We start from the raw sequence: 25757 nt of genomic DNA on the forward strand, positions 1-25757 counted from the left end.
GAGCGGGTGTGCAGGCGTGACGCCCCGCGGACCCGCCGCCCTCACTCAGGTAGCGGGCGTCCTGCCCCTGCCGGCCATCAGCGAGTCCACCCGGCCGGGATCGTACAGGGTGCGTTCCACGAGCCGCGACAGGCCCACTGCGATTGCGTCCGGGTGCCGCAGCGGCTCGACCGCGAGGCCCGTGAGCACGTCCTCGAGCACCCAGTCGACCACCGTTTCCCGGACGCCCTCCACGAACGAGGGCAGGGAGCCGATGGTCCCGCCCATCGCGAGGCGGGACGGGTTGAGCGTGGCGACCACGGCGGCGAGGACCGAGCCCGTGAGGCGACCCGCCTCGGCGACCGCTTCGCGCGTGCCGGAGTGCCCGGCGTCGTACGCCGCTGCGATGTCCGCCGCCGTCCTGCACGGGGGGAGCCGCGGGTCGTCCAGGAGTGCGCGGCCCGAGGCGATCGCAGCCAGGCAGCCAGTCCGTCCGCACCGGCAGACGCGGTGGGCCGCCTCCGGGATGCGGACGTGGCCGATGTCCCCGGCCACCCCGTGGACGCCGCGCACGAGTGCGCCGTCCACGATGATGCCGCAGCCGATGCCCGTGCTGACCTTGACGGCCACGAGGGACTCGGAGGAATGGTCGGCCTCCCCGACCGCCATGGCACGGGCGTCGTTCTCGAGCACGATCGGGCATCCGAGGGTCCCCTCGAAGGCTTCGGCGAGCCACGCCATGTCCCAGTGGCCGAGGACCGCGCGCCAGTACCCCTTGACGCCCGTCGCGTCCACGGGCGCGGAGAGCCCGATCCCGGCCCCCACCGGTTCCCGGCCGCCGGTGATCTTGAGCGCCGCGTCGAGGAGCGGCCCCACAGCCTCCTCCACAGGGCGGGTCGAGTCGAACGGGAAGCGTATGGAGTCCAGGATCCGGTGGCGGAGCGTGAGCAGATGGACGCCCGCCTGTGTCTGTCCGATGTCGAACGCGACGACGACCTTGTCCCGGTCATCGAACCGGATCCTGCGTGCGGGCCGTCCCCCGGTGGAGGCCAGGGGCTCCGCCTCGTAGGCCAGTCCGGCGGCGAAGAGCGAGTCGAGCCGCTCGTAGAGGGTCGAGCGCGCCATGCCGGTGTGGGCCAGCAGGGATGCGCGGCTGAAGCCCTCCGGGCGCGCCCGGAGCAGGGACAGGAGCTGGCCGGGACTCGCGGCGAGTTCCACTCCGCCTCCTTGACGTGATTCGGATCACTTACTTATGATCGACCATCGTACAGAAGTGGCAGCCGAACGAGAAGCCCATGGAAGGGCTGCCGGACGGCCCTACTCAGCCAACAGCACGGATCACCGCAGACCCGGTCACAGGAGGCCCTCATGCGCCACAATCAACTCGCTTCCCCCCTCGCCGAGGCTGCAGCGCAGCGCCTCGGAACCCCTGATCGACGGACGTTCCTCCGTGGGACCCTGGCCGCGGCCGTGGCCATCCCCTTCCTCTCTGCCTGCAGCGTCAACACGAGCGGCGGCGGAGGTGAGGGAACGGTCAACTTCCTCTCCACGCAGTTCACGCCGGTCGAGGAACGGCAGAAGTACGAGGCCACCCTCAAGAAGGCCGTGGGAGAGGACCTCGGCGTGGCCTACAACCCCGTGGACACGGGCGTCTTCAACACCACCATCAAGTCCCAGCTGTCTGCCGGCAAGGTCGAGGTGGGGCTCATCGGCGGGCTCCACGGCGACCTTGTCCCGTTCGCCGACCAGCTCGAGGACCTCTCCTCGCTCACCGAAGAGCTCCGCTCCCGCGGCTACTCCGAGGACCTCCTCGAACTGGCCAAGCTCGGCACGGACAAGCCCCGCTACATCCCGTGGATCCAGGCCACGTACGTGCTCGCGGTGAACAAGAAGGCCCTCGAATGGCTCCCGAGCGGCGCCGACGTGAATGCCCTGACCTACGAGCAGTACCTCGCCTGGGCCAAGGCGGCCAAGGCCGCGAACGGCGGCAAGGCCGTGTTCGGCATCCCGGCCGGGCCCAAGGGCCTCCACCACCGCTTCTACCAGGGCTTCCTCCTGCCCAGCTTCACCGGCGGGCAGATCACCACCTTCCGCAACGAGGACGCCGTGGCGGCCTGGACGTACATGAAGGAGCTGTGGGCCAACACCAACCCCGCCTCCACGAACTACGACTTCATGCAGGAACCGCTCGCGAACGGCGAGGTTCTCGTCGCGTGGGACCACGTGGCCCGCCTCATCAACGCCGTGACGGCGAAGCCGGACGACTTCGTCCTCGTCCCCGCCCCCTCGGGGCCCAAGGGCCTCGGCTACCTCCTCGTGGTCGGCGGCCTCGCCGTCCCGCAGGGCTCGAAGGACAAGGACAAGGCGTTCGAGGTCATCAAGGCCCTCTCCGCCCCGGAGGCGCAGATCGAGACCCTCAAGTCCAACGCGTTCTTCCCCGTGGTCAAGGCAGAGATCGGGTCCGACCTCCCGGCCGGGATCGCCCTCGAGGCGAAGGCCGTGACGGCGCAGCAGGAGGCCCCCAAGGCCATCCTCGCCCTCCCGCCCGTGGGCCTCGGCGACAAGGACCCCCAGGTCTCGCAGCTGTTCAAGAACTGCTTCCAGGAGATCTGCCTCAACGGCGCGGACGTCAAGTCCACCCTCGCCAAGCAGGGCGCCGCCCTCGACCAGATCATGAGCAGCCTCAAGGTCCCGTGCTGGGCGCCGGACCCTGAGGCCGACGTGTGCACGGTGGCGTGATGGCCCGCACCTCCTCAACGAGCCCGCCCCCGGCCGCGGCGCCCCCCGGCGCCCGGCCGGGCGGCCGGCGCCCCACGGCCGAGCGGCCCCCGCGGCAGCGGCGCCGCACCTCCGCCGCGATGCTCCTCATCGCTCCCTCGATCGTGTTCATGACCCTCCTCTTCGGGTGGCCCATGGTCACGGGCATCCTCCAGGCCTTCGGCGGGCCCGAGGGCCTCACTGGGGACAACTTCGCGAGGATGGCTGCGGACCCCTACTTCTGGCCCGCGGTGCGCAACACCCTCCTGCTGATCGTCGTCATGATCCCGCTGCAGTTCGTCCTCGCCCTGGCGATGGCGCTGCTCATCCGCGCCAAGCCCAAGTTCTCCTCGGTGTACTTCTACATCTGGGCCATCCCCCTGGCCGTCAGCGACCTCGCCGCCGGCCTCGTCTGGCTTGTGGTGTTCACCGACCGCGGCTACCTCAACTCCCTGCTCGCGAACCTCGGTCTCGAGCCGGTCTCGTGGCTCGCATACGACAACTACCCGTCGATGTTCATGGCGGTCCTCGTCGCCGAGGTGTGGCGCGCCACGAGCCTCGTCTTCGTGATCGTCGTCGCCGGCCTGCAGTCCATCCCCAAGGACTACGAGGAGGCGGCCGGCGTGTTCGGCGCAGGCTTCTGGCGGCGGCTCTGGACCGTGACCCTGCCGCTGCTTCGGCCCAGTCTGCAGACCGCGCTCATCCTGCGCACCATCCTCGCGTTCCAGACATTCGCCGTGGCGCTCGCGCTCACCGGCCAGAACTTCCCGCTCATCGTCGGCGAGACGTACCGCTGGTACACGGGCCTCCAGGACGCCAACGTCGCCTCGGCCCTCGCGCTCGTCGTCATGGTCGTCTCGATGATCACCGCCGTGGGCTACCTGCGGCTCCTGCGGGACCAGACGGAGGCATCATGACCAGCAAGGCCCCTGCGGCACCTCCCGCGCGCGGCACCGGGGCGGGGCACGACGGCGTCGACCGCCGCCCGCTCGCAGCGCGCCGGCGCCAGCGTGCCCTCCTCCAGCTCGCGTGCGTGCTCATCACGCTCTTCATGGCGACACCGATCTACCTCATCGCGCTCGCCGCGACCTCGAGCAGGGAGTCGCTCACGCAGTTCCCGCTGAGCTTCATCCCGGACAGCTTCTCGCTCGAGACGATGGAGTCCTTCCTGCAGTCCACCGGCATCCTGGGCGCGCTCATCAACTCGGTGCAGGTGGGCGTGTTCACGCTCATCCTCTCGCTCCTCGTGGGAGTGCCGGCCGGGTATGCGGTGGCGCGGTACGCCTTCCCGGGCAGGGAGCCGTACCAGCTGTTCCTCCTGTTCACCCGGGCGCTGCCGATCGTGGTCCTCTCGGTGCCGCTCGCGCAGCTGTTCCTCCAGACCGGGCTCTACGACAGCGCGCTCGCGGTGGTCCTGCTGCACACGGCGCTTGCCCTCCCCACCACGATCCTCATCACCGCCTCGGTGTTCCTCGGCGTGCCCAGGGACGTGGAGGAGGCCGCGAGGATCTTCGGGTGCACGCCTGTCCAGGCGTTCCTGAAGGTGGTCATGCCGATGGCCGTGCCCGGCATCGCGGCGGCCTCCATCTTCACGTTCGTCATGAGCTGGAACGAGGTCCTCGGCGCCTCGATCCTCACCCTGAACCAGCGGACCCTCCCCGCACAGGTGCTCACCTCCCTGGCCGAGTCCCCGCTCGCCTACCGGTTCGCCGGCGGCTTCATCCTCGTCATCCCGGCGCTGATCTTCATCTTCTTCATGCGCCGCTACCTCACCAACATGTGGGGCTCCACCATCCGCTGAGAGAGGCTCACAGCACAGCCATGGCAGACATCGAGATCCGCAATCTGCACAAGACCTACCCCGGCGGCACCGAGCTCGCCACCAACGACGTCTCGCTCCACGTGGACCAGGGCGAGTTCATGGTCCTGCTCGGCCCGTCCGGCTGCGGCAAGACCACACTCCTGCGCATGGTTGCCGGACTGGACCTCCCGGACCAGGGGAGCATCCGCATCGGCGGCCGTGACGTCACCTACCTGCCCCCGCAGGAGCGCAACCTCTCCATGGTCTTCCAGTCCTACGCGGTGTTCCCGCACCGGAAGGTGCGCGCCAACATCGCCTTCGGCCTGGCCATGAAGAAGGTCCCCAAGGACGAGCTCGAGAGGAAGGTCGCCTGGGCGGCGGACCTGCTCCAGCTCACGCCGTACCTGGACCGCTACCCCGCGCAGCTCTCGGGCGGCCAGCGACAGCGCGTCGCCGTGGCGCGCGCGATCGTCATGGACGCGGACGTCCTGCTCATGGACGAGCCGCTCTCCAACCTCGACGCGCTCCTGCGCCTGGACTTCCGCGCCGAGCTGAAGAAGATCGTCCAGCACCTCGGCACGACCACCCTGTACGTGACCCACGACCAGGTGGAGGCCATGAGCCTCTCCGACCGCGTCGCCGTCATGCGCAAGGGCCGGATCGTGCAGCTCGGCCACCCCATCACGGTCTACGAGGAGCCGGCTGAGAAGTTCGTGGGGGGCTTCATCGGCTCCCCGCCGATGAACTTCCTCGACGCCGCCGTCTCGGGTGGGGAGCTGCGGATCGGGGACCAGCGCATGGCCGCCCCGGCCTTCCTGACGGAGAGCGCCCACACCGCCGGGGCGGCGAACGGCGGGATGCCCGTGACCATGGGCATCCGCGCCGAGCACATCTCGCTCGTGGGCGAGGGGACGGGCGCGGGCCTCGAGGCGCGGGTCGAGGTGGTCGAGCCGCTCGGGCACGCCACCCTGCTCACCGTGGACCTCGAGGGCCAGCGGCTCAAGGTCCAGGTTCCCTCCACCGTGCGCCTCGATCCCGACCAGTCCGTGGCGCTCCGACCCGACCCCGAGGCGCTGCGCTTCTTCGACCCCGAGACCCAGATGGGACTTTCCGCATGAACCGCACACTCTGGCAGAACCCTGACCGGCCCGTCGCCGACCTGGGCGAGCTCGGCGACCGCGCCCGGGCGGTGCTCGCCGGGAACGACCTCGGCACCATGGTCACGGCCGCGCCGGACCTGTACCCGCACATGTGGAGCTGGGACGCGGCGTTCGTCGCCTCCGGCCTCTCCACGGTGGACGTGCCCCGCGCCCTCGCCGAGATGTCCAGCCTCCTCGCCGCGCAGTGGCACTCCGGCATGATCCCGCACATCGTCTTCTCGGACGCCCCGGGCTACTTCCCCGGCGTGGACCGCTGGCGCACCGCTGGGGTCTCGCCCGAGGGCGTGTCCTCGAGCGGGATCTGCCAGCCGCCCGTGCACGCGACCCTCGTGCGGCGGATCGTGGAGCGGGCCGCAGCGCGCGGCGGCCAGGACGCCCAGGCCGCCGAGGACTTCGCCCGCAGCACCGTGCCCCAGTGGATCCGCTGGCACGAGTGGCTCCGGAGCGCGCGGGCTGCCGACGGCTCGGGGCTCGTCACCGTCTACCACGGCTGGGAGTCCGGCATGGACAACTCCCCGCGCTTCGACGGCCCCTACTCGCGCGTGCACCCGGGAGAGCTCGAGCCGTTCCAGCGCACCGACACCAGGATCGTGGAGGACGCGAGCCAGCGGCCCAGCGACGAGGAATACGCGCGCTACCTCTGGCTCGTGCAGCAGATGGCGGACGTCCGGTTCGACGACGCCCGCCTCCCCGGCGCCGTGGACTTCCAGGTCAAGGACGTCTTCATGTCCGCCGTCCTCGCGGCGGCGAACGAGGACCTCGCGGTCCTCGCCGAGGACTACGGCCACGGCGGGGAGGCTGCACAACTGCGCGAATGGGCCGCCGAGTTCCGCGAGGGCGTCGACTCCACCGTGGACCCGGAGACGGGCCTGGCGCGGGACCGTGACGTGCTCACAGGGGAGTGGATCGGCCTGCCGACCATCGCCGGCTTCGCCCCGCTGGTCTCCAGCACCGACCCCCTCCTCCGGGCCCGCCAGTCGGAGCTCATCGACGGGCCGGACTGGACCGGGGATCCGCGCCTGGCCTTCCCCCTCCCGGCCTCCACCTCTACCCGGTACCCGGAGCTGCGCCCGCGGCAGTACTGGCGGGGGCCCGTGTGGCCGGTCATGAACTGGTACCTCGCCTCGGCCCTGCGCCGGCACGGGGACGAGGAGCGGTACGGGCGGTGGCGCGAGGCCTCCCTCGACCAGCTCATGGAAGGCCACTTCGGCGAGTACTACGAGCCCTTCACGGGCGAGCCGCTCGGCAGCTGGGACCAGTCCTGGACCGCCGCGGTGGCCCTCGAGTGGCTCGACGACCCGGCGCCTGGGCGGTGAGCGCCCCCGCGGGCCCGGTCCGCGTCCTCATCGCGGGGGCCGGGGCCCGCGGCAGCGCCTACGCGCGGCTCGTCCAGGCCACCGGACGGGCGGCCGTCGTCGGGATCGCCGAGCCCTCCGCCGTCCGGCGGGAGGCGCTCGCGGACGAGCTCGGCGTCCCGGCCCACGCGCGGTTCGCGGGCTGGGAGGAGATGCTTGCGCGCGAGAGGTTCGCCGACGCCGTCGTCATCGCCACGCAGGACCGCGACCACTACCGCCCGTTCGCCGCCGCTGCGCGCCGCGGCTACTCGATCCTCCTCGAGAAGCCCATCGCGGTCACGCTCGGGGAGTGCCGCGATCTCGCCGCAGTGGCACAGGAGCACTCCGTGACCGCCGCCGTGTGCCACGTGCTGCGGTACACGCCGCTCACGGCCGCGGTGCGGGCGCTCCTCGATGCCGGGGAGATCGGCCGGATCGTCTCGGTGCAGCATCTTGAGCCGGTGGGCTACTGGCACTTCGCGCACTCGTACGTCCGCGGGAACTGGCGGCGCGAGGACCTCGCGAGCCCGTTCCTGCTCGCCAAGTGCACGCACGACGTCGACTGGCTCACCTGCATCATCGGCAGCGAGCCAGTGCGGGTGGGCTCCTTCGGCTCGCTCGCCCATTTCCGTCCCGAGGAGGCGCCCGACGGGGCGGGCGAGCGGTGCACAGCGTGCCCGGTCGAGGCGTCCTGCCCGTACTCCGCGCTCAAGGTGTACGGGGCCGGCCGCCCCGCGCCCGGCGGGGGCGCCCCCGACCCGCGGCGCGCCTACTTCGCCGAGGTGGTCGATCCCGGCGGCACGCGGGAGTCCCTCCTCGACGCTCTCGGGACCGGGCCCTATGGCCGGTGCGTCTACCGCTGCGACAACGACGTGGTGGACCACCAGGTGGTCTCGATCGAGTACGCCAACGGCGTCACCGCGTCACTCACGGCCACGGCGTTCACCGAGGCCACCGCCCGCAGGACCCGGATCTTCGGCACACGCGGCGAGCTGTCCGTCTCCGACGCCGGCCTCACCGTCCACGACTTCGTCTCGGGCACTACTCGGACTGTTCCCGTCCCGGTGGCGGGAGCCCTCAGCACCGCTCCTGAGGGCGCCACCGCGCCGGAGGGGGCCACCGCGGCCGAAGGCCACGGCGGCGGGGACCGGGGTCTGATCGAGGCATGGGTCGCCTCGCTCGCCGAGGGCGGAGGCGGGAGGATCGAGTCCTCGCTCGCGGCGTCCCTGACGAGCCACGAAGTGGTCTTCGCGGCCGAGGAGGCGCGGCATTCGCACCGGATCGTCGAGCTGCGGGGGGCCGGACTGAGGTAGCGGGGAAACGTCGGGCTCGGGCGGGGCGCACCGTTTTGCGGCAGCGGGGAGGCCGTCGCGTATCATGGCCGTACCTCTTCCCCGAGGCCGGCACGAGCGGACATCCCTGCTCCAGATGCCGGCCCCCGGACGCCGAACCCGGCAGGAACCCCGGATCCCGTACATGGCTGTGCCTGGAGTGCGCCCTGCCCGACGAAGCGTTCGGCGCCCCTCCAGCCCACGGCCGCCCCGCCGTCGTGCGCCTTCCGCCGGCGGCACCGACCCAGGAGACAGTGCCGTGTCCATTGCAGCAGCCCGCCCCACGACCGAGCCCGCCGCGAAGCCGGGGGGCGCCGAGCAGCCCGCCCCCGCCGAGCAGCCCATCACCGACGCCGAGATCTTCGCCGCGCACGAGGGCGGCAAGCTCTCGGTCGCCGTCGACCGCCCGCTCGCGACCAAGCGCGACCTCTCGATCGCGTACACGCCCGGCGTCGCGCAGGTGAGCCGTGCGATCGCCGCCGAGCCCGCGCTCGCCGCGACGCACACGTGGGCCTCGCGCCTCGTCGCCGTCGTCTCGGACGGCACGGCCGTCCTCGGCCTCGGCGACATCGGGCCGAGCGCCTCGCTGCCCGTCATGGAGGGCAAGAGCGCCCTGTTCAAGACGTTCGCGGGCCTCGACTCGATCCCGATCGTGCTCGACACTACCGACGTGGACGAGATCATCGAGACGCTCGTCCGGATCGCCCCGAGCTTCGGCGCGGTGAACCTCGAGGACATCTCCGCGCCGCGCTGCTTCGAGCTCGAGCGGCGCCTCATCGAGGCCCTCGACATGCCGGTCATGCACGATGACCAGCACGGCACCGCCGTCGTCGCCCTCGCGGCGCTGACCAACGCGGCCAAGGTCGTGGGCAAGGAGCTGGGCTCGCTCAAGGTCGTCATCGCCGGGGCGGGCGCGGCGGGCATCGCCGTGGCCGAGATCCTGTTGACGGCGGGCGTGACCGACGTCGTCCTGATCGACTCCAAGGGCACCCTGCACACCGGCCGCGAGGACCTCGCGGGGATGAAGGCGGAGTTCGCCGAGCGCACCAACCCGCGCGCCGTCGCGGGCGGGGTCTCGCACGCGCTCGAGGGCGCGGACGTGTTCATCGGCGTCTCGTCCTCGAAGGTCCCGGAGGAGGACATCGCGGCCATGGCGGAGGGCTCGATCGTGTTCGCCCTCTCGAACCCGGACCCCGAGGTGGCGCCGGAGACCGCGCGCCGGCACGCGGCTGTCGTCGCCACCGGGCGCAGTGACTTCCCGAACCAGATCAACAACGTCCTCGCGTTCCCGGGCATCTTCCGCGGCGCGCTCGACGCCGGGGCCCGCCGCATCACCCCGGCGATGAAGCTCGCCGCGGCGCGCGCCATCGCGGACCTCGTGGGCGAGGACATCTCAGCCGAGTACATCGTCCCGAGCCCCCTCGACCCGCGCGTGGCGCCGGCTGTGACCGAGGCTGTCATGCGTGCCGCAGCCTCCGCCGTCGTCCCGGGGGAGTAGCAGCCCGCCCGCCGCGCCCGGCTGCGGGGTCATGGCCCTCTGGGTGATATGACCCCGCGATGGGTGTGGACCCCGGGAGCGCGGCCGGGCCGCGCCTAGGATGGCCGGATGGACACTACTGCGCTCACCGCCGTCCTGGTCGGCCTCGCCCTCGCCGTCTCAGTCGCCGGCACGATCGTCCCGATCCTGCCCGGCAGCATCCTCGGTCTCCTCGCCCTGCTCGCGTGGGCCCTGTTCGGCGGCGCCGGGTGGGGAGGGTGGCTCGTCTTCGCGGTGGGCGGCGCGCTCCTCGCGAGCGGGATGGCGGCCTCGGCAGTGCTCGCCGGCCGACGGCTCAGAGAGCGGTCCATTCCCAACCGTTCCGTCCTCATCGGGGCGGTCGGCGCGATCGTGGGCATGTTCGCGATCCCCGTGGTGGGGCTCTTCGTCGGCTTCGCGCTGGGCCTGCTGCTGAGCGAGTGGCAGCGTACCCGGCACCTGCGCGGCGCCGCGTCGTCGTCCTGGGCCGCGCTCAAGGCGACCGGGCTGGGCATCCTCGTGGAGTTCGGCTTCGCGTGCGCTGCCGCGACGGTGTGGGTCGTCGGCCTTTGGGTGCACCTCGCCACCCGCTGACCCTCAGGCGGGGACGAGCCTCACCGGCAGCGAGGACCAGCCGCGCAGCGTCGTGTGGAGGTAGCGCTCGGGCTCGGCCACCGGCTCGATCCGCGCCACCCCCCGCGCGAGCTCGCCCAGGAGGACGTCCATCTCCATCCGCGAGACCGGCTGTCCCACGCACTGGTGGATTCCCATGCCGAAGGCGAGGTGCCCGCTCGCGTTCCGGCCGACGTCGAACGTGTCCGCGTCCGGCCCCCACCGGCGCGGGTCGCGGTTCGCGGCACCCACGAACACGGCGACCTTCGCGTCCGGGGGAAGCACGACGCCGTTGATCGCCGCCGGGGCTGCCGCGCGCGGCGCCGTGGTGCGGTAGAAGGACTGGAACGGCGACTCCCAGCGGAAGGCCTCGTCGACCGCGAAGCGCACGAGCCTCGGATCCGCGTGGACCGCGGCCCACTGGTCAGGGTGGCCCGCGAGGGCTGCGAGGACCGCGCCGAGGGAGAGGATGGTCGTGTCCAGTCCCGCGGACAGGAGCGCGCGCACGAGCAGCGTGGCCTGGTCGGCCGTGATCCCGCCGGCGTCGGCGTGCGCCCAGATCTGGGCTCCGAGCCCCCCGGGCGCGAGCCGTCCGCGGGCGCAGTTCGCCATCGCCCACTCGTTGGTGCCCTCTCCCGCCGCGAAGTGGTGCCGTGCGAGCGGGGTGTCCGGGCCGAACGTCGAGAAGTTCTTCGCCCCGAGCGCGAGGAGGTTCTCGGCCCGGCCCTCGCGGGGGATCCCGACCGCGTCGCCGAAGACCCGCAGCGGGAAGGGCTCGGCAACGTCGCGGACCAGGTCCACCTCGCCGCGCTCCAGGAGCGTCTCCACGAGCGCTGCCGCCTCGGCCTCGAAGCCTGCCCTGAGCCCGCGGAGGCTTCGGGGGGACACGACGGCGGCGAGGGCCCCGCGCATCGCCGTGTGGACCGGCGGGTCGGACTCCATGATCCCCTGGAGGCGCCAGGACTCCTCGCGGTGGAGGTTCTTCGGGCCCGCGCCGGCGCCCGAGATGAACGTCCGCCAGTCCTCGAGCACCGCCCGGCACTCGTCGAACCCCGTCACCGCGTAGACGCCGTGCTCGGCGAGGAAGGCGACCGGGCCGGCGTCGCGCATGCGGGCGAACAGGGGGTACGGGTCCGCGAGGTGCTCGGGGGCGTAGGGGTCCTCGGCGACGACGGGCACGGAGGGCTCTGAGGTCGGCATGGCGCCCACGCTAGGCAGCGGCGGCGAGGCGTGAGAACAGTTGGTCCCACCCTGTGAGAATGCCGGTTGAGCGCCCCGGCCGGCCCGGGGGAGCATCCAGGACAAGGAGGGCCCATGCAGCTTGCGTCGTTCGAACGTGGACTCGACATCCTCGCGCGCATCGCGGAGGCCGGTGAGGCGTCGGTCGAGTCCGTCGCCGCGGACCTCGGCATCCCGCCCAGCAGCGCCTACCGCTACGTGCGGATCCTGCGGGAGCGTGGGCTCGTGGCCGAGGACGCCGGGCTCTACGGGGCCGGTCCGGCCCTGCTCGAGCTCGCGGGCCGGCATCAGCGTCAGGCGCGCCTCGCCGAGGTCGGCGGTGCCCTGGCACGGGAGCTCGCGGACGAGATCGGCGAGACGGCCGTCCTCGTGATCCGCGTGGGCACACGGGCCCTGTGCCTGCGCCGGGCAGAGCCGGACAAGGCGCTCAAGTACACCTTCGCGGTCAACCAGCTCCTGCCCCTGCACGCCGGCGCCGGGCAGCGGGTCCTCCTCGCATGGGCGCCGGACGCCGTGGTCGAGCAGGTCCTCGCGGGACCCCTCGAGAGGTACACCGCCCAGACGCCCACCGGCCCGCAGCTGCGGGCGACGCTCGGGCAGGTCCGCCAGGCCGGATGGGTCCTCTCCCGCGGCGAGCTCGAACAGGGGGCCGTGTCCATGGCAGTCCCGGTGGTCTGCGAGGGCGAGGTCATCGCCTCGCTCGACGTCGCCGGGCCCGAGTTCCGCTGCGGGACCAGGCGCTGGGCCGACTCGACGCGGGCCCGGCTCCTGGCCGCCGCCCGGCAGCTCGGGGCCGCGCTCGAAGCCCACGGCGACCGCGCGCCGTCGGCCACCACCCAACCGTTCCCCGCAGAGGAGACACCATGACGACAGCCCCCACGCTCGCCCACAGCCGCTCCGGCGCCGGCCAGGACCTGCCGCCGCTCGTCGTCGGGCGCGCCCCGGTCACGGTCCCCGACGTCGTCGACGTGGCCCGCCGCGGCCGCCGCATCGAGCTCGACGCGGGCCTCGCCGAGCGCCTGAAGCCCGCCCAGGAGTGGCTCGAGGAGGTGGTGGCGGGGATGGGCGACGGCGCCGAGGCCCGCCCGATCTACAGCGTCAACACGGGCTTCGGCTCGCTCGCGGGACGCCGCGCGTTCCCCGACCCCGCCGACGCCGCCGAGCTGTCCCGCCGGCTCGTGCTCTCCAACGCGTGCGGGGTGGGCCGCAATGTCGACGAGGAGGTGGTGCGCGCAACGATGCTCATCCGCCTCGTGAGCCTCGCGCAGGGGCACTCGGGCGTGCGGCCCGAGATCATCGTGACCCTCGCGGACATGCTCAACGCAGGCGTGTGCCCCGCGATCCCCGAGTACGGCTCCCTCGGCGCGTCCGGCGACCTCATCCCGCTCGCGCACATCGCGATCGTCATGACGCGACCCAAAGCCGGGACCGCCAGCCCCGCGGGCGACGGCCTTGACGACGAGCGCGACTCCGGCGAGGCCCTGCTCGACGGCAGGGTCGTCTCGGGCATGGAGGCGATGGCCGCAGCCGGGGTCGAGCGCATCCCGCTGGGTGCGAAGGACGGCCTCGCGCTGCTCAACGGCACGTCCTTCTCGTGCGCCCAGGCGCTCCTGGCGCTGCACGACGCCGAGAACCTCCTCGAGACGGCCCAGGTCACCGCCGCGATGAGCATCGAGGCGCTGCGCGGGTTCGGCGACGCGTTCATCGCCGAGCTGCACGAGGCCCGCGGGCAGGCCGGCCAGACCGCGGTCGCGGCGCGCCTCCGCGAGCTGATCGCCGGCAGCGCCCTCGTGGACGGATCAGCGGATGCGGACCCGGTCCGGCAGCCCCCTCAGGACGCATACTCGCTGCGCTGCGTCCCCCAGGTGTTCGGGCCCGTCAAGGACACGCTCGCGTTCGTCCACGGGATCCTCGAGCGCGAGGCGAACGCCGCGACGGACAACCCGCTCATCTTCCCGTCGCTGCCCGCCGCGCGCACCCTCAAGGCCGTCTCGGGCGGGAACTTCCACGCCGAGTACGTCGCGTTCGCGGCCGACTTCCTCTCGATTGCCGCCACCGAGATCGGGTCCATCACGGAGCGCAGGCTCTTCCGGCTCGACGACGGCTCGCTCTCCCGGGGCCTGCCGGACATGCTCGTGGCCAGCGAGCAGGTCGGCATGGACTGCGGCTACATGCTCCCGCAGTACCTGGCCGCGGCCCTCGTCTCCGACTGCAAGACGCTCGCCCACCCGGACTCCGTGGACTCCATCCCGACGTGCGCCAACCAGGAGGACCACGTCTCGATGGCGAACAACGCCGGCCGCCACGCGCGGCAGATCGTGGCCAACGTCGAGGCCGTCGTGGCCACAGAGCTGCTCATGGCCGCCCAGGCCCTCGACCTGCGCGCCGCGGACCCCGAGACCGCCGGGCTCAAGGCATCCCCGGCCGCGCGTGCCGCGGTGGCCCTCGTGCGTGCCACGGCCGCTGCGGACGGGCGTCCCGTGGACGTCATCACCCGGGACGTCGTGATGTACCCGCGCCTTCGCGCCGCGATCGGGCTCGTGCACTCCGGCGCCGTCGTGGACGCCGTCGGGGCGGCGCTCGCGGGGGCGCGTGCGCAGGCGCCCGCCCAGGCACCGGTGCAGGCGCCCGCGCCGGCATCCGGAGGGGCGCACGACGCCGGTGCGCGCCGCCCGGGAGGGACGACCGCATGAGCACCGGGCCGGCGTCTTACGCCGAGCTCGAGGTGACCCGTGTGCGTGAGGAGGCCGACGGCGTCGTGGGCCTCACACTCACCGACCCGCTGGGCGGGGAGCTGCCCGCGTGGGAGCCGGGCGCGCACGCCGAGGTGGTGCTGCCCAACGGGCTCGTGCGGCACTACTCGCTGTGCTCCGACCCGACCGACCGCAGGCGGTGGCGCGTGGCCGTGCTGCGGGAGGCAGCGGGGCGGGGCGGGAGCGCGTTCGTGCACGATGAGCTGCGCCCCGGGACGAAGGTCAGGGCACGGCTGCCCCGGCAGGGCTTCGCGTTCGGGGCGGACGGCCCGGTGCTGTTCATCGCGGGCGGGATCGGGATCACGCCGCTGCTGCCCATGATGCGCGCTGCCGAGGGCGCGGGGATCGCCTGGCGGCTCGTGTACCTCGGGCGCTCGCGGGCCCGGATGGCTTTCCTGGGCGAGATCGCCGCGCTGCACAGCGCCGCCGGCGGCGGGGGCCGCGTGACCGTGCACGCGTCGGGCGAGTCCGGGCCGTTCGACCTCGTCGGGCTCATCGACGGGCTCGCGGCGGGGGAGACGGTGTACGCGTGCGGGCCGGAGCGCCTGCTGGCCGCGCTCGAGGAGCATCCCGTGCTCGCCGCCGAGCCGGGCCGCCTGCGCACCGAGCGGTTCGCTCCCGGGAACGGCGCGCCGCCGGGCCCCGGGCCGCAGGACCGCGCCTTCATGGTCGAGACCTCCGACGGCACCGAGGTGCTCGTGCCGCCCGGGGTCAGCATCCTCGACGCGCTCGACGCCGCGGGGTTCCGCACCCTGAGCTCGTGCCGCTCCGGGACCTGCGGGACGTGCGAGACCCCCGTCCTCGCCGGCGTGCCCGACCACCGGGACTCGCTGCTCACGGACGATGAGCGCGCGGCAGGCGAGACCATGATGCTGTGCGTCTCGCGGTGTTCGGGGGAGCGGCTCGTCCTCGACCTCTGAGGCATCGCTAGCATGGTGGGCATGGCTTCCGGCGAGCTGCACCGCCAGCCCTCGTACCACGATCCCCGCGACCTCACGCCGTTCCGGCGCGTTCTCGTGTACGCACCCGTGCGCGGGCTGGGCCGGCGGGTCTCCGACCGGCTCGCCCGGCGGGCTCGGGTGCCGCGCCTGCGCCGCTTCCCGTCCAAGCCGGAACGGCTCGTCCACGCGGCCGTGTTCGGCGCCGGGGAGCCGGAGAGGCTTGTCCTCCTGGCCCGCGCACACCCCTCGTGGGCCGGGCTCGCCTACGTTGTGGCTGGCCTCCACGCCTACCGCGCGCACCAGCACGCGCAGGCCGCCGAGCTCCTCGGCCGCGGCCTCACGGGCCCGAGCGGGGTCGAGGCGGCTGCCTTCGCCGCACAGTACCTGGAGGAGTTCCGGGTGTGGGTCGAGGTGGCCGAGGGCGTGGAGGTCGAGGCCGCGTTCGGCGAGGAGGCCGTGTGCCTCGCCCTCGCGCACAGCCTCCGCGAGGTGGGCCGCCCCCGCGACGCCCTCGCGGCTCTCGAGACGCTCCCGCCCTCCCTGCCCGCCGCCCTCGCCGCGTGCCGCCTGGCCGAGGTGCTCGGCCGGCCCGCCGACGTCGTCGACCGCACCCGCGGCCTCACCAACAGCGGCGACCTCGCCGCCGTCCTCCTCGTGCTCCGCGCGCGGGCGCTGCGGACGCTCGGTCGCCGCGCCGAGGCGCATGCCGCGCTCCGGGAGGTCCTGCGCCGGCGCCGCACGGCGCTCCCGGTCAAGAACGCCGCCGCGACCGAGCGGGCCCTCCTCATGCTCGGCGCGGTGCGGCTCCCGCGCGGCGCCGGGCTCGGGCGCGTGACGCCGAATGGCGGCTCCGCGGGCCCCGGCCAGTTGCGCCGTGCCGAGGATGCGGACGCGGCAGATGCGTGGCTGCGGGACTTCGAGCGGCTGACGGGGGAACGGGAGGGCTAGGGCAAGCCGGCAGTGCTACCCGCCCTCCGCGAGCAGCGCTGTGGTGCGGTACGGGATGACGGTGCGCAGGATCATCCGGGTCGAGGTGCGGCGGATGCCGGGGCAGAGGCGGATCTCCTCGGAGACCCGGTAGAGGTCGTCCGGGCTCGTCGCGACGACCCGGATGAGGAGGTCCGTGTCCCCGGCGGGTGCGAGGCACTCGAGGACCTCGGGGATGCTGCGCAGGGCGGCGACCGCGGCGTCGATCTGGCTCTGGTCGAGCTCGGCACTGACCTCCGCGGTCACTCCCCGGCCGAGCGCCTCGGCCTCGACCCTCGTGCTGTTCGCCCGGAGGACCCCGCCCGCGGCCATCCGCTCGAGCCGCGACTGGACCGTGCCGCGCGCAAGCCCGAGCCGCTGCGCGAGCACCATGATCGGCGCGCGGGGATCCTCGTCGAGGGCCAGGAGGATCCTGCGGTCGGTCGGGTCAAGCTGCGATCTGATCATGGACGGCCGCCTTTGTCCGAGGATGTTGGTCAGATTGACCAGTCTACGCAGCGTTCGTTGTCATCGGCGATCGGGTGGTGCTCAAATGGTGGCAATCAGCCGCAGGGCCCACCGGCCGGCGCGGCGCGGCAGCGGCCCGCGGCGGAACACCCACCGCCCGGGACCCGATCGGGCGCACGAGCCCTGCCGGCACGGCTCCGCCACCGAACGTGGCAGCACAGCAGGCCCTGGCCCCCATGACGGCGCGCACGCGCGTCGGTGATGGAGGCCAGGGCCTGCTGTATGCTCGGCGCCGCCGCCCACCGGGCGCGGGCAGCGGCAGACCGCGCTCAGCTGAGCGAGTTGGAGGTCTGCTCCTGGGCGGTGGCGTTCTGGTTCATGGTCCGGGACGCCTCGCGCAGCTGTTCGATGAGCTTGGCGAGGGACTTCATGCCCGTGGACTGCCACTCGTTGCGGAACTGCTCGGCGTCGCGGCCGGCCCAGTTCGCCGGGATGTTGTTGCTGATCAGCGCGTTGAGCGTGTTCTTGATGTTCTCGACCTCGCCGGCCTTGGCGTTGAACTGCTTCGCCACGCCGCGGAGCTCGGTTACGTTCGCACCCTGCTGAATCGCCATGATGTTCCTTCCATCGGTTCCCCCGGGCCATCCCCGTTGGGACCACCGTAGCTGGGCTGCCCTCGGCGGCGCGATGGGGAGATCTCCACCGGCTGGTCGGGGCGGCAGGAAGAGGTGAGGCTTCAGCCCGCGCGGTCCAGCGCCACGGTGGTGGTCCCGGCCACCGTGGTGGCTCCCGTGCGGGAGCGGACGACGACGGAGATCGGCACCGTGCGCGGGCCCGCCGGTGCGGGGGCCGGCTCGTCGGAAGGAGCCGGAGCGGAGGGAACGGGGCCCGAGGGACTGGGGCCCGAGGGGACAGGGCCGGAAGGAACCGGAGAAGCGGCTGGCGCCACGGCATCCCCGCCCGCAGGTGCAGGGTCGTCCGCCGCGGGCTCATCGGAGGCGGACTGCACCGAGGCGCCCTCGAGCTCGCGGGCTGAGGCGGCTGCTGCGGCCATCGAGGCCGAAGCGGCGGCCGCGGCCTTCTGGGCGGCGAGGATCGAGTCTGCCTTGGCGACCACGGCGGCACGGTCGCGGTCCGCGGAAGCGGGGCCCGCCGTCGTGCGCTCTGCGGAAGCCCCGGAGGGGGAGAGGAACGGACGCAGTGCGAGGCCGAGCAGCGAGGCGATGCCCTGCCCCACCCCAGCCAGTGCCAGGACGATCGTGAAGGCGAAGGCGAAGAAGGCCAGCAGGAGGCCCCCGATCACCACGGTCCCGAGGAACACGAGATTCGTCACCAGCAAAGCGTCGTCCACAGCAGCTCCTCCCCGCATCCGGAACGGTGGTCCGTCGGCTCCCGCAGCCCGGCCCGCGGAGCGCAACGCCCCCATTCTTTCCCGACAGGACGGGGGCGGGACAACCTGATCCGCGGCGTGTGGCCGAAAAGCAATGGAGACGTTATGCGGTGTGACAGTTGCAGCGGAATGTGTCTCGGGCCGGTCTCGGCGCGGCGGGAACATCCGGCCGCCTGAGCCGGTTGCCGCCTACGTGACCACGCCTGTGCCTTCCGCCGCGCCCGCCTCCCAGCCTTCCTCCCATCCCGCCGACCAGCCCGCCCTCTCGGTCCTGGACCTCGCCCCCGTCGTGGAGGGCTCGAGCGTCGCCGACGCCCTCGCCGACGCGACCCGCCTGGCCCGCCTCGCCGAGGATGCGGGCTACCGGCGGCTCTGGTACGCAGAGCACCACAACACGGACGCCCTAGCCTCGAACGCGACCGCCCTGCTCATCGCCAACGCGGCCGCGAACACCTCCACGCTGCGCGTGGGCTCGGGCGGGATCATGCTGCCCAACCACGCCCCGCTCGCCGTCGCCGAGGCCTTCGGCACGCTCGCGAACCTCTACGGCCCGCGCATCGACCTCGGCCTGGGCCGCGCGCCGGGCACCGACCCGCGCACCGCCGCGGTCCTGCGGCGCGGCTCGCGCGACGACGGCGAGGCCGCCTTCGCCGCGAACATCCGGCTCCTCGCGTGGTACTTCGGAGAGCAGGTCGAGGACGCCGAGAGCGTGCAGCTCTCCGGCGGGGTCCACGCCGGCGTCGCCCGGGGGACCAACGTGCCGCTGTGGATCCTCGGGAGCTCGACGGCGGGCGCGGCCATCGCGGGCCGGCTCGGCCTGCCGTACGCGGCCGCGAGCCACTTCGCCCCCTTCCAGCTCTCCGAGGCGATCTGGACGTACCGGCAGATGTTCGACCCCTCGGCACCCACCGCCCAGATCGCCCAGCCGTACGTCATGGCCGGGGCGAACCTCATGGTGGCACCCACCCGCGAGGAGGCCGAGTTCCTCTTCACGACCCACCAGCAGATGTTCGTCGCCATCCGCCGCGGCACGCGGGGACCGCTCAGGCCGCCCGTGCGGGAGATGGACTGGGCACCGCACGAGGAGCAGATGGCGTCCTCGGCCCTGCGCGTCTCGGCCGTGGGCACGCCCCCGGAGGCCGCCGACTTCCTGCGCACCTTCTCGGCCTCCCACGGGATCGACGAGCTCATCCTCACCGGCTACGCCCACGACCCGGCGATGCGCGAGCGCTCGTTCCGCCTCCTGGCCGAGGAGTGGGACCGAGTGCCGGCCGCCTGACGCGCGCCCGCCCACCCAACCCGCCCACCCAACCCGTCCACCCCTCTCGGAATTGTTGGGTTGAGCAGGGTGCGGGGCGTGCGCACCCTGCTCAACCCAACATTTTCGCGGATGGGGACGGGAGAGGGGTGGGGACGGGCGGGCGATGGGGACGGGAGAGGGATGGGGACGGGAGGGGTGGGGCGGCTCGGGCGGTCAGAGGACGGCGGTGTGCGCCCGGGCGGCGGAGCGGACCGCCGCGAGGGCGGCCTCGACGATCTCCTGCCCCGCCCGGACCCCCGGCGTGGCCGTCACCGTGAGGCCCTCGCGCACGTAGCCCGCGGCCTCGAGCTCGCCGTGGCACGGCCGCAGAGCGATGTCCGCCATCTCGAGCAGCCCCTGGTCCAGGAGCGAGTCCCCGGCCGCGACGAGCGTCGTCGCGCCCACGCGGTCCATGACCTCGGCGATCGCAGCCTCCTTCGTCACGGCTGCCGGGACGCAGTAGAGCTTGCGTCCCTGGAGAGAGACGACCCACCCCCGTTCGGCGCACCACGCCGCGAGGCGCGGCACGTAGTCCTCGGGCAGCTCGGCCCGCTCCACGATCGCGTACGCGAACAGGTCCTCCGCCGTTCGTATGCGCTGAACGCCCGGCGCGGGCTTCTCGCCGAGGTGGGCGAGGACCTCGCCCAGGGGCGCTGATCCGCGCTCGACGGCGCCGCGCACGTGGGCGGCCCAGTCGCCGTCCGGTTCGCCGTGGTGGAGCAGCACGCCGCCGTTGGTCGTGACGGCGAAGCGTGTGGGCGGGAGCTGGACCCGGTTGAACTGGGCGCGCGTGCGCGTCGTGACGGGGACGAGGAACGCGTGGTCGAGGAGCTCGAGGAGGAGGGATTCGGCGTCGCGCGTCATGAAGCTCAGGGGCAGGCCCTCGTAGAGCTCGCTCACCACGAGGCGCGGTGACGCAGCGCCGCCGGCGGCGTCCGGGCCGGCGACGCCCGGGCTGTCGAGGTACAGGGCCTTGGCCGAGTAGATGAGGGTGCGGTCGAGGTCGAAGGCCGCGACCGGCAGCCCGTTGGCCGGCCCGGCGCCGTCACGGCGTGCCCCGGCGCGCTGCGGGGGAGTGCCGGCGGGCTCGGCGCGCCCCGGCGTCGGCTCGGGGCTCTCCCGCGGCTCGGGGACGAGGGCGAGCGTTCCTGGTTCAGACATCGAGCACCGTCTTCCCGTCGGCCCCGGTCGCGCCGGGGGTGTACTTCGGATGGATGAGCCCCACGCAGCTGTACGGCAGGCCTTCGACCGGCTCCACCGGCACCCCGCGCTGCTCGGCGAGCAGGAGCACGTGGGCGAGCTCGCCGCGCAGGAGGCGCCCGGCGTCGTCCCGCTCGAGGAGCTCCGGGCGGGCCAGGACCTTCCACGGCACGCGGCGCAGGAGCACGCGCGTCGTCTCGCCGACCCCCGGCTTGACGAGGTTCACGGCGCTTGGACCGGGCCCCATGCCCTGCTCTGCCGCGATGCGCTCGACCGCCGCCCATCCCGCCCAGGTGGGCTCGGCGTCGTGCGCGGTGCCGGTGCCCCAAGGACCGCTGGCGGGGGCGGCCGCGCCAGTGTCCGCTGTGCCCTCAGCGCGCGCGGTGCCCACGGCCGTGAAGCAGGCCTCGACGGCGTCCACGAACTCGCGCGAGACGTCCCGCCCCGCGAGCTCGCGGTAGAACTTGGCGCCATGGAAGTCGTGCGGGCCGATGAGCTCCCGGTTGAACACCGTGCGGGAGACGAGGCCGGAGACGGTCGAGTTCAGGCACGCGGAGGGGATGAGGAAGTCGTCCCGCGTGCCGAAGACGCGCACGCAGTGGCCGGGGTCGGCGAGGACCGCGAGCTCGGGGGAGAGCCGCCCCTGCCCGCTGTGGGCGCCTGCGGGCAGCTCCGCTGCATTGAACTCCGCTGCATTGAACTCCGCCACGGCGGAGGCGAGCTCGCGCGCGATCGCGCCCTTGCCGGTCCAGCCGTCCACGAACATGATCTGGTCGGGCCGGTGCCGCGTGAGGAGCCAGCGCAGCGCGTTCCTGTCGATCCCGAGCCCGCGCACGATGCTCATCGTGTAGTGCGGCACGTCCAGCCCGTGCGCGTGCCGGGCCCAGCGCCGCATGAGGATGCCCACGGGCGTCCCGGCGCGGGCCAGCGAGACGAGCACCGGCTCCCGGTCCCTCAGCGCGAGGACCTGCTCGGTCACGTCCGCGACCGCGGCCGCGATCCGGTGCGCGGACTCGGCGAGGGCATCGTGGAACAGGGCCTGGTACTGCTCGCTCGGCTCGTACTCCTGGGGGAGGGACTCGGCGTAGCTCGCGCGGCCGGACTGGATGGCGGCCTCGCGTTCGTGCGCCGGCGCCTCGAGCTGGGCGCCGGAGAGGTCCGTGAGCAGCCAGGAGACGTCCTCCGGAGCGTAGGAGCCGAACGCCGCCGGGTCCGCGGGGCCGTGGGCGCTCCCGCGCAGCGGCTCGGGGTACGGGGCCGCGGCGTCGAGGTGGAGCACGACGACGTTCCGCGCCGCCCGCGCGAGCGCCTCGGTGGCGCTGGGCTCGCCGTCCGCGGGGGTCCCGGGCAGGCCGGGGGTGTCGAGCAGCCCGCGGCCTGTGCCGGGCTCGGGGAGGTACACGACCGCGTCGAAGCGATCGCCGCCGGTCCCGGCTGCGACGTTGTAGGCCGCCCGGCGGCCCGTCGCAGGGGCGCCGTCCACGGCGTGGTCGTGGGACGCGAACGTGAGGGCGGAGCGGACGGCGTAGCCCGGATGGTCGTGGACGTGCACGGGGGAGCGGGTCGTGGACGAGAAGTGCACGCGCGGGGGCCGGGCGTGGCCGGCGTCGAGCCGGAAGGCGAGCTCGTCCGCGACGGCGAGGGGCAGCGCGAGGTGCTCCTCGGACCCGAGCACGAGGATGCGCGCGTCTCTGCCGACTCCCGCGTCCACGAGCGCCCGCAGAGCGGCCGCGGCGGGCCCGAGGGCCAGCTCCGCGAGCCGGGGGCCGTGCGGGCCGGACGTGTCCACGCCGAAGCGCGCACTCCGGACGGGCCCCAGCCCGTCCGAGCCATCGGCCTCGCCCGGCCCGCCCGCGGGAACGCGGACGTGCACCACCCCGCCGAGGTGGGGGTCTTGGCCGCCGAGGTGGGGGTCCTGACCGCCGAGGTGGGGGTCCTGACCGTCGAAATGGGGGTCTTGGCCGTCGAGATGGGGGTCTTGACCGTCGAGATGGGAGCCGGGAGCCTCCGCGAGCCACTCGGCGGCCCGCTCGAGCACATCGTCCGGAAGCCCGACCGACCCCCGCCCAAGCGCCACCACGGCGAGCTCGCACCCGAGCTCGTCGGCCAGTCCGTCGAACAGGCGCCGATCCTCGTCCGAACGCAGGTCCACGAGCGTGGCGACCACATACCGCCGCCGTGCCTGCGGGGCGCCGGGGGCATCGCCGTCGTGCGTCCCCGCCTCCGGACCCCCAGCCCGACTGGCCGCACGCGCCCAGGCAGCGTGCAGCTCCCGGACGGTGTTGAGCACGGTGCGGCCAGTGGAGAGCTCGTCGTCGACGAGGACAACCGTGCCCGCCCGTGCGAGCCGCTCCGGGTCGGTGGGGACGATCGCGTGGCTCGTCGCGTGCGAATGCTCCTCCTCGAACCCGCCGAACGGCGGCACCGGGGTCGCGATCCGGGTCGAGTGGACGTAGTACGAGCCCAGGAACTCCGCGACGAGGTGCCCCAGCCCGGTCGCGGTCTCGGCATAGCCGAGGGTCGCGAGGGCCTCGCCGGCCGCGGGCGGGGCAGCAGGCAGGGGCAGCACCTCGAGGCACGACGGCGGGGTCCCCTCGAGCCAGGCGAGCAGCGCCTTCGCGGCGGCCTCCAGAGCATCGCGGCCGGCGTCCCACGGGAGCCCCAGCCGCAGCGCGACCGCTGCGCCGAGCACGCGGCCCGCGCCGATCGCGAGGCCCGGCGGGGTCGGGACGTGCTTCGCGAGGACCCGGGAGACGAGCAGCTGTGCGCGCTTCGGGTTGCGTCTCACGGCGAGGCCCACGAGGGCGTCGACGGGCAGCAGGCTGCCGGGCGCCGTCGTGAGCGTGATGCCGAGGCGGTCACGGACCACGGTGCCGCTCCACACCGGCGCTCCGCTGTCCCCCATCTCGGCGGCCAGGTCCCCCATCTCGGCGGCCAGGTCCCCCATGTCGGCGGTGCTCATTTCATGCTCGCTTCCAGGAAGTCCACAAAGGTCACGGACGGCTGCGCCACCCCGAACGCCTCCGCGCGCTGGAGCGTGCGCACGGCCCACGCGCGGTGGGGCTTCGACTCGTTCATGCGCGTACCGGACCGGGACGCGGACGCGCCCCCGCCCTGGGATCCGAGGATGTCCAGAGCGTCCTGGTACTCGTCGTGGGCCACGACATGGAGGGCGTGGACCACGGGCACGTGGGTCGGGTGGATCACCGTCTTGCCGAGCAGCCCGTTGGCCTGGTCCAGCTCGATCTCGCGGATGAGCCCGTCCAGGTTGGCGCCGAGGAGGTGCTGGCGGAGCATCGCCGAGTTCGCCACCTCGAACGGCGTGGCCCGCAGGAGCGGGCGGAGGATCCGCTCGGTGTTCGAGTAGTGCTCCCACACCGTCCCGGAGATGACCCAGCCCTCGTCGGCGCGGCCGAGGATGCTCACCACGTCCCCGATCACCCCCGCCACCACGCCCACGTGGTAGATCGTGAGGTCCCGCGAACGGCGCAGCCCGTACTCGGAGGCCATATCCGTCCCGCCGAGCCGGACGGACAGGACCTGGCTGCGGTGGGCGCGCAGCAGCTCGCGGACCTCGAGGAGCGCGTCGACGCGCGTCTCGAGATGGGTGGTGACCGGGTGCTCGATGATCGGCATGGCCCGCAGCGGGACCTTCGGCGAGAGCTCGGAATTGAGCCGCTCGAGGGCCGCGAGGAAGCGCTCGCCGCGGCCCGTGGCGTTCTCGAACTTGGGCAGCACGAACCCCGTGAGCAGCTCGGCGGCCGTCCCGAGCCGGCGGCCCACGTCCAAAAGCTGCTCGGGGGTGCGGGGCCGCACGAACAGGAGCGGCAGCGGCTCGGCCGCCTCGGGCGAGTCCGTCCAGACGCCGGCCGGGCCGTTGCCGTGGTGGGCGGGCACGGAGCCCTCTGCGGAGGCGCGGCGCCGCTCGAGCTCCGTGAGGGCCGCGACCACGTTGCCCTCGGCGCTCTCGACCGCGGAGTCCGCCACGGAGTCCTCGAGGCACAGGACCGTGCTCGTGCACCCCGAGCGCGCGCGCTTGAGGAGCCCGTCGGCCAGCCCCGGCCGAGTGCCCGGCGTGTAGAGCGTGGCGCCGAGGCCTATCGCGAGCGTGTCCGGGTCCGTGTCCGGAGTGAGCTCCTGCGGCCGGCGGAAGAAGAGCCGCTCGCGGGTGCTCTCGTTGAGGAATGAGAAGTGCAGCACGGGCCCCCCAGAATCGTCAGTGCCTGCCTCGACGAATGTACAGGCCCGGTGCCGCTCAGCGCAGCGGTGTGCCCACACCCACCGTCATGGTGAAGCCGAACTCGCGCCAGATCTGCCCGTCGTCCCAGTCCTCGGGCACGGACTCGGCGCGGAGCTCGAGGACCGCCCCGATCCGTGTCGCCGTGATGACGGTGCGTTCACCGGCTCCGAGGCTCCCGTGCACGCCGAATCCGGCCCCGGCGAAGCCCTGGACGGTGAGCGGCCCGCCGGCGGCGATGAAGAGCGCGCGCCTCAGCTCGCGCACATGCCGCAGCACCACCACGGCGTCACGGCTCACGAACCCCACGAGCGGCCGGTTCCCGTCCGTCATGATGGGCGTCCCGATCTCCTCGCGGTGCACGCTCTGCGCGCCCGTGGTGCGGTCGGCGCCTTCCCACGCCGCCCCCCGCGTGCCGGTCACCACGAGCGAGCCGACCCCCGCCTGCCTCGGGTTCAGGCGCACGACGGCGTTGATCGCCGTGAGCTGGCGGAGCTCGCCGAACGCCGGGGCAGGGTAGAGGCGGTCCTCCGGCCCCGACGCCGCGTGGCGCGGTGGGGCTGCGGACGCAGGGTGCGACGACGGACCGTGTCCGGCAGCGGCGGCGCGGCCCGGCGCCGAGAGGTCGAGCGGGTTCCGGCCCGGCTGGGCGGCCACAGCGGGCGGGGACGGTGCCGGGCCAGCGGGGGCCCCGACGGCGGGGGCCGTTGCGCGCACGCGGCGCGTGAGGAAGGGGACGTCAGCCCCGCCCAGCCCCTTCACCCGGCCCGGGC

General features: G+C 73.5%; 22 protein-coding genes. 13 read left to right on the forward strand and 9 right to left on the reverse strand.

What is annotated here, in order from left to right; genetic code table 11:
• Positions 1-45: 45 nt before the first annotated feature.
• Positions 46-1197, reverse strand: coding sequence for an ROK family protein (locus ABCQ75_RS08170; protein ID WP_345884588.1), 1152 nt, complete (start codon positions 1195-1197; stop codon positions 46-48).
• Positions 1198-1347: 150 nt separating this feature from the next.
• On the opposite strand from ABCQ75_RS08170, the gene ABCQ75_RS08175 reads away from it, so the two are divergent.
• The 8 genes from ABCQ75_RS08175 to ABCQ75_RS08210 all read left to right on the forward strand — a co-directional run bounded on the left by ABCQ75_RS08175 (position 1348) and on the right by ABCQ75_RS08210 (position 10472).
• Positions 1348-2718, forward strand: coding sequence for an ABC transporter substrate-binding protein (locus ABCQ75_RS08175; protein ID WP_345884590.1), 1371 nt, complete (start codon positions 1348-1350; stop codon positions 2716-2718).
• Positions 2718-3653 (forward strand): carbohydrate ABC transporter permease, encoded by a 936-nt coding sequence (locus ABCQ75_RS08180; RefSeq protein ID WP_345884592.1) that lies wholly within the window; start codon positions 2718-2720, stop codon positions 3651-3653. Before ABCQ75_RS08175 ends, ABCQ75_RS08180 begins: the two co-directional genes overlap by 1 nt.
• Positions 3650-4537, forward strand: a complete 888-nt coding sequence (locus ABCQ75_RS08185) for a carbohydrate ABC transporter permease (protein WP_345884595.1) — start codon at positions 3650-3652, stop codon at positions 4535-4537. Before ABCQ75_RS08180 ends, ABCQ75_RS08185 begins: the two co-directional genes overlap by 4 nt.
• A gap of 20 nt (positions 4538-4557) precedes the next feature.
• Entirely contained in the window at positions 4558-5655 is a 1098-nt protein-coding gene (locus tag ABCQ75_RS08190) for an ABC transporter ATP-binding protein (RefSeq protein ID WP_345884597.1), read from the forward strand.
• On the forward strand, positions 5652-7013 hold the full coding sequence (gene ggh, locus ABCQ75_RS08195) for a glucosylglycerate hydrolase (protein WP_345884598.1): 1362 nt from the start codon (positions 5652-5654) through the stop codon (positions 7011-7013). Before ABCQ75_RS08190 ends, ggh begins: the two co-directional genes overlap by 4 nt.
• Positions 7010-8344: a Gfo/Idh/MocA family protein gene (locus ABCQ75_RS08200; RefSeq protein ID WP_345884600.1), complete on the forward strand. Its 1335-nt coding sequence runs from the start codon at positions 7010-7012 to the stop codon at positions 8342-8344. Before ggh ends, ABCQ75_RS08200 begins: the two co-directional genes overlap by 4 nt.
• Before the next feature lie 277 nt (positions 8345-8621).
• Positions 8622-9860, forward strand: coding sequence for an NAD(P)-dependent malic enzyme (locus ABCQ75_RS08205; protein WP_427916066.1), 1239 nt, complete (start codon positions 8622-8624; stop codon positions 9858-9860).
• A gap of 108 nt (positions 9861-9968) precedes the next feature.
• Positions 9969-10472, forward strand: a complete 504-nt coding sequence (locus ABCQ75_RS08210) for a DUF456 domain-containing protein (RefSeq protein ID WP_345884601.1) — start codon at positions 9969-9971, stop codon at positions 10470-10472.
• Positions 10473-10475: 3 nt separating this feature from the next.
• Here ABCQ75_RS08210 and ABCQ75_RS08215 read toward each other — a convergent pair whose 3' ends face one another.
• Entirely contained in the window at positions 10476-11690 is a 1215-nt protein-coding gene (locus ABCQ75_RS08215; RefSeq protein WP_345884603.1) for a cytochrome P450, read from the reverse strand.
• A 114-nt stretch (positions 11691-11804) separates the two neighbouring features.
• Here ABCQ75_RS08215 and ABCQ75_RS08220 point away from each other — a divergent pair, with 114 nt between their 5' ends.
• From ABCQ75_RS08220 to ABCQ75_RS08235, 4 genes are read left to right on the forward strand one after another with little or no spacing between them, the layout of a single operon-like run.
• On the forward strand, positions 11805-12596 hold the full coding sequence (locus ABCQ75_RS08220; RefSeq protein ID WP_345884605.1) for an IclR family transcriptional regulator: 792 nt from the start codon (positions 11805-11807) through the stop codon (positions 12594-12596).
• Complete coding sequence (locus ABCQ75_RS08225; RefSeq protein ID WP_345884607.1) at positions 12593-14422, forward strand: HAL/PAL/TAL family ammonia-lyase; 1830 nt, start codon at positions 12593-12595, stop codon at positions 14420-14422. The genes ABCQ75_RS08220 and ABCQ75_RS08225 overlap by 4 nt, the downstream gene beginning before the upstream one ends.
• A complete protein-coding gene (locus ABCQ75_RS08230; RefSeq protein ID WP_345884609.1) occupies positions 14419-15402 on the forward strand; it encodes a PDR/VanB family oxidoreductase in 984 nt (327 codons plus the stop codon). The genes ABCQ75_RS08225 and ABCQ75_RS08230 overlap by 4 nt, the downstream gene beginning before the upstream one ends.
• A gap of 21 nt (positions 15403-15423) precedes the next feature.
• Positions 15424-16371: a tetratricopeptide repeat protein gene (locus ABCQ75_RS08235; RefSeq protein ID WP_345884610.1), complete on the forward strand. Its 948-nt coding sequence runs from the start codon at positions 15424-15426 to the stop codon at positions 16369-16371.
• Between the two features lie 15 nt (positions 16372-16386).
• Here ABCQ75_RS08235 and ABCQ75_RS08240 read toward each other — a convergent pair whose 3' ends face one another.
• The 3 genes from ABCQ75_RS08240 to ABCQ75_RS08250 all read right to left on the reverse strand — a co-directional run bounded on the left by ABCQ75_RS08240 (position 16387) and on the right by ABCQ75_RS08250 (position 18190).
• The gene (locus tag ABCQ75_RS08240) at positions 16387-16857 is read right to left on the reverse strand and encodes an Lrp/AsnC family transcriptional regulator (protein ID WP_345884611.1); all 471 of its coding nucleotides are present in this window, start codon (positions 16855-16857) and stop codon (positions 16387-16389) included.
• 329 nt (positions 16858-17186) lie between these two features.
• Complete coding sequence (locus ABCQ75_RS08245; RefSeq protein WP_345884613.1) at positions 17187-17471, reverse strand: WXG100 family type VII secretion target; 285 nt, start codon at positions 17469-17471, stop codon at positions 17187-17189.
• Between the two features lie 122 nt (positions 17472-17593).
• Positions 17594-18190 (reverse strand): hypothetical protein, encoded by a 597-nt coding sequence (locus ABCQ75_RS08250; RefSeq protein WP_345884614.1) that lies wholly within the window; start codon positions 18188-18190, stop codon positions 17594-17596.
• Between the two features lie 250 nt (positions 18191-18440).
• Here ABCQ75_RS08250 and ABCQ75_RS08255 point away from each other — a divergent pair, with 250 nt between their 5' ends.
• Positions 18441-19526, forward strand: a complete 1086-nt coding sequence (locus ABCQ75_RS08255) for an LLM class flavin-dependent oxidoreductase (protein ID WP_345884616.1) — start codon at positions 18441-18443, stop codon at positions 19524-19526.
• A 195-nt stretch (positions 19527-19721) separates the two neighbouring features.
• Here the strand turns inward: ABCQ75_RS08255 and ABCQ75_RS08260 are convergent, their stop codons facing one another.
• From ABCQ75_RS08260 to ABCQ75_RS08275, 4 genes are read right to left on the reverse strand one after another with little or no spacing between them, the layout of a single operon-like run.
• Positions 19722-20708, reverse strand: coding sequence for an HAD family hydrolase (locus ABCQ75_RS08260; protein WP_345884618.1), 987 nt, complete (start codon positions 20706-20708; stop codon positions 19722-19724).
• The gene (locus ABCQ75_RS08265) at positions 20701-23709 is read right to left on the reverse strand and encodes a phosphoribosyltransferase domain-containing protein (protein WP_345884620.1); all 3009 of its coding nucleotides are present in this window, start codon (positions 23707-23709) and stop codon (positions 20701-20703) included. The genes ABCQ75_RS08260 and ABCQ75_RS08265 overlap by 8 nt, the downstream gene beginning before the upstream one ends.
• A complete protein-coding gene (locus ABCQ75_RS08270) occupies positions 23706-24947 on the reverse strand; it encodes an HpcH/HpaI aldolase/citrate lyase family protein (RefSeq protein ID WP_345884621.1) in 1242 nt (413 codons plus the stop codon). Before ABCQ75_RS08270 ends, ABCQ75_RS08265 begins: the two co-directional genes overlap by 4 nt.
• Before the next feature lie 55 nt (positions 24948-25002).
• On the reverse strand, positions 25003-25746 hold the full coding sequence (locus ABCQ75_RS08275; RefSeq protein WP_345884622.1) for a hypothetical protein: 744 nt from the start codon (positions 25744-25746) through the stop codon (positions 25003-25005).
• Positions 25747-25757 lie beyond the last annotated feature (11 nt).

The organism is Sinomonas halotolerans (assembly GCF_039615075.1).
GTDB lineage: Bacteria > Actinomycetota > Actinomycetes > Actinomycetales > Micrococcaceae > Sinomonas > Sinomonas halotolerans.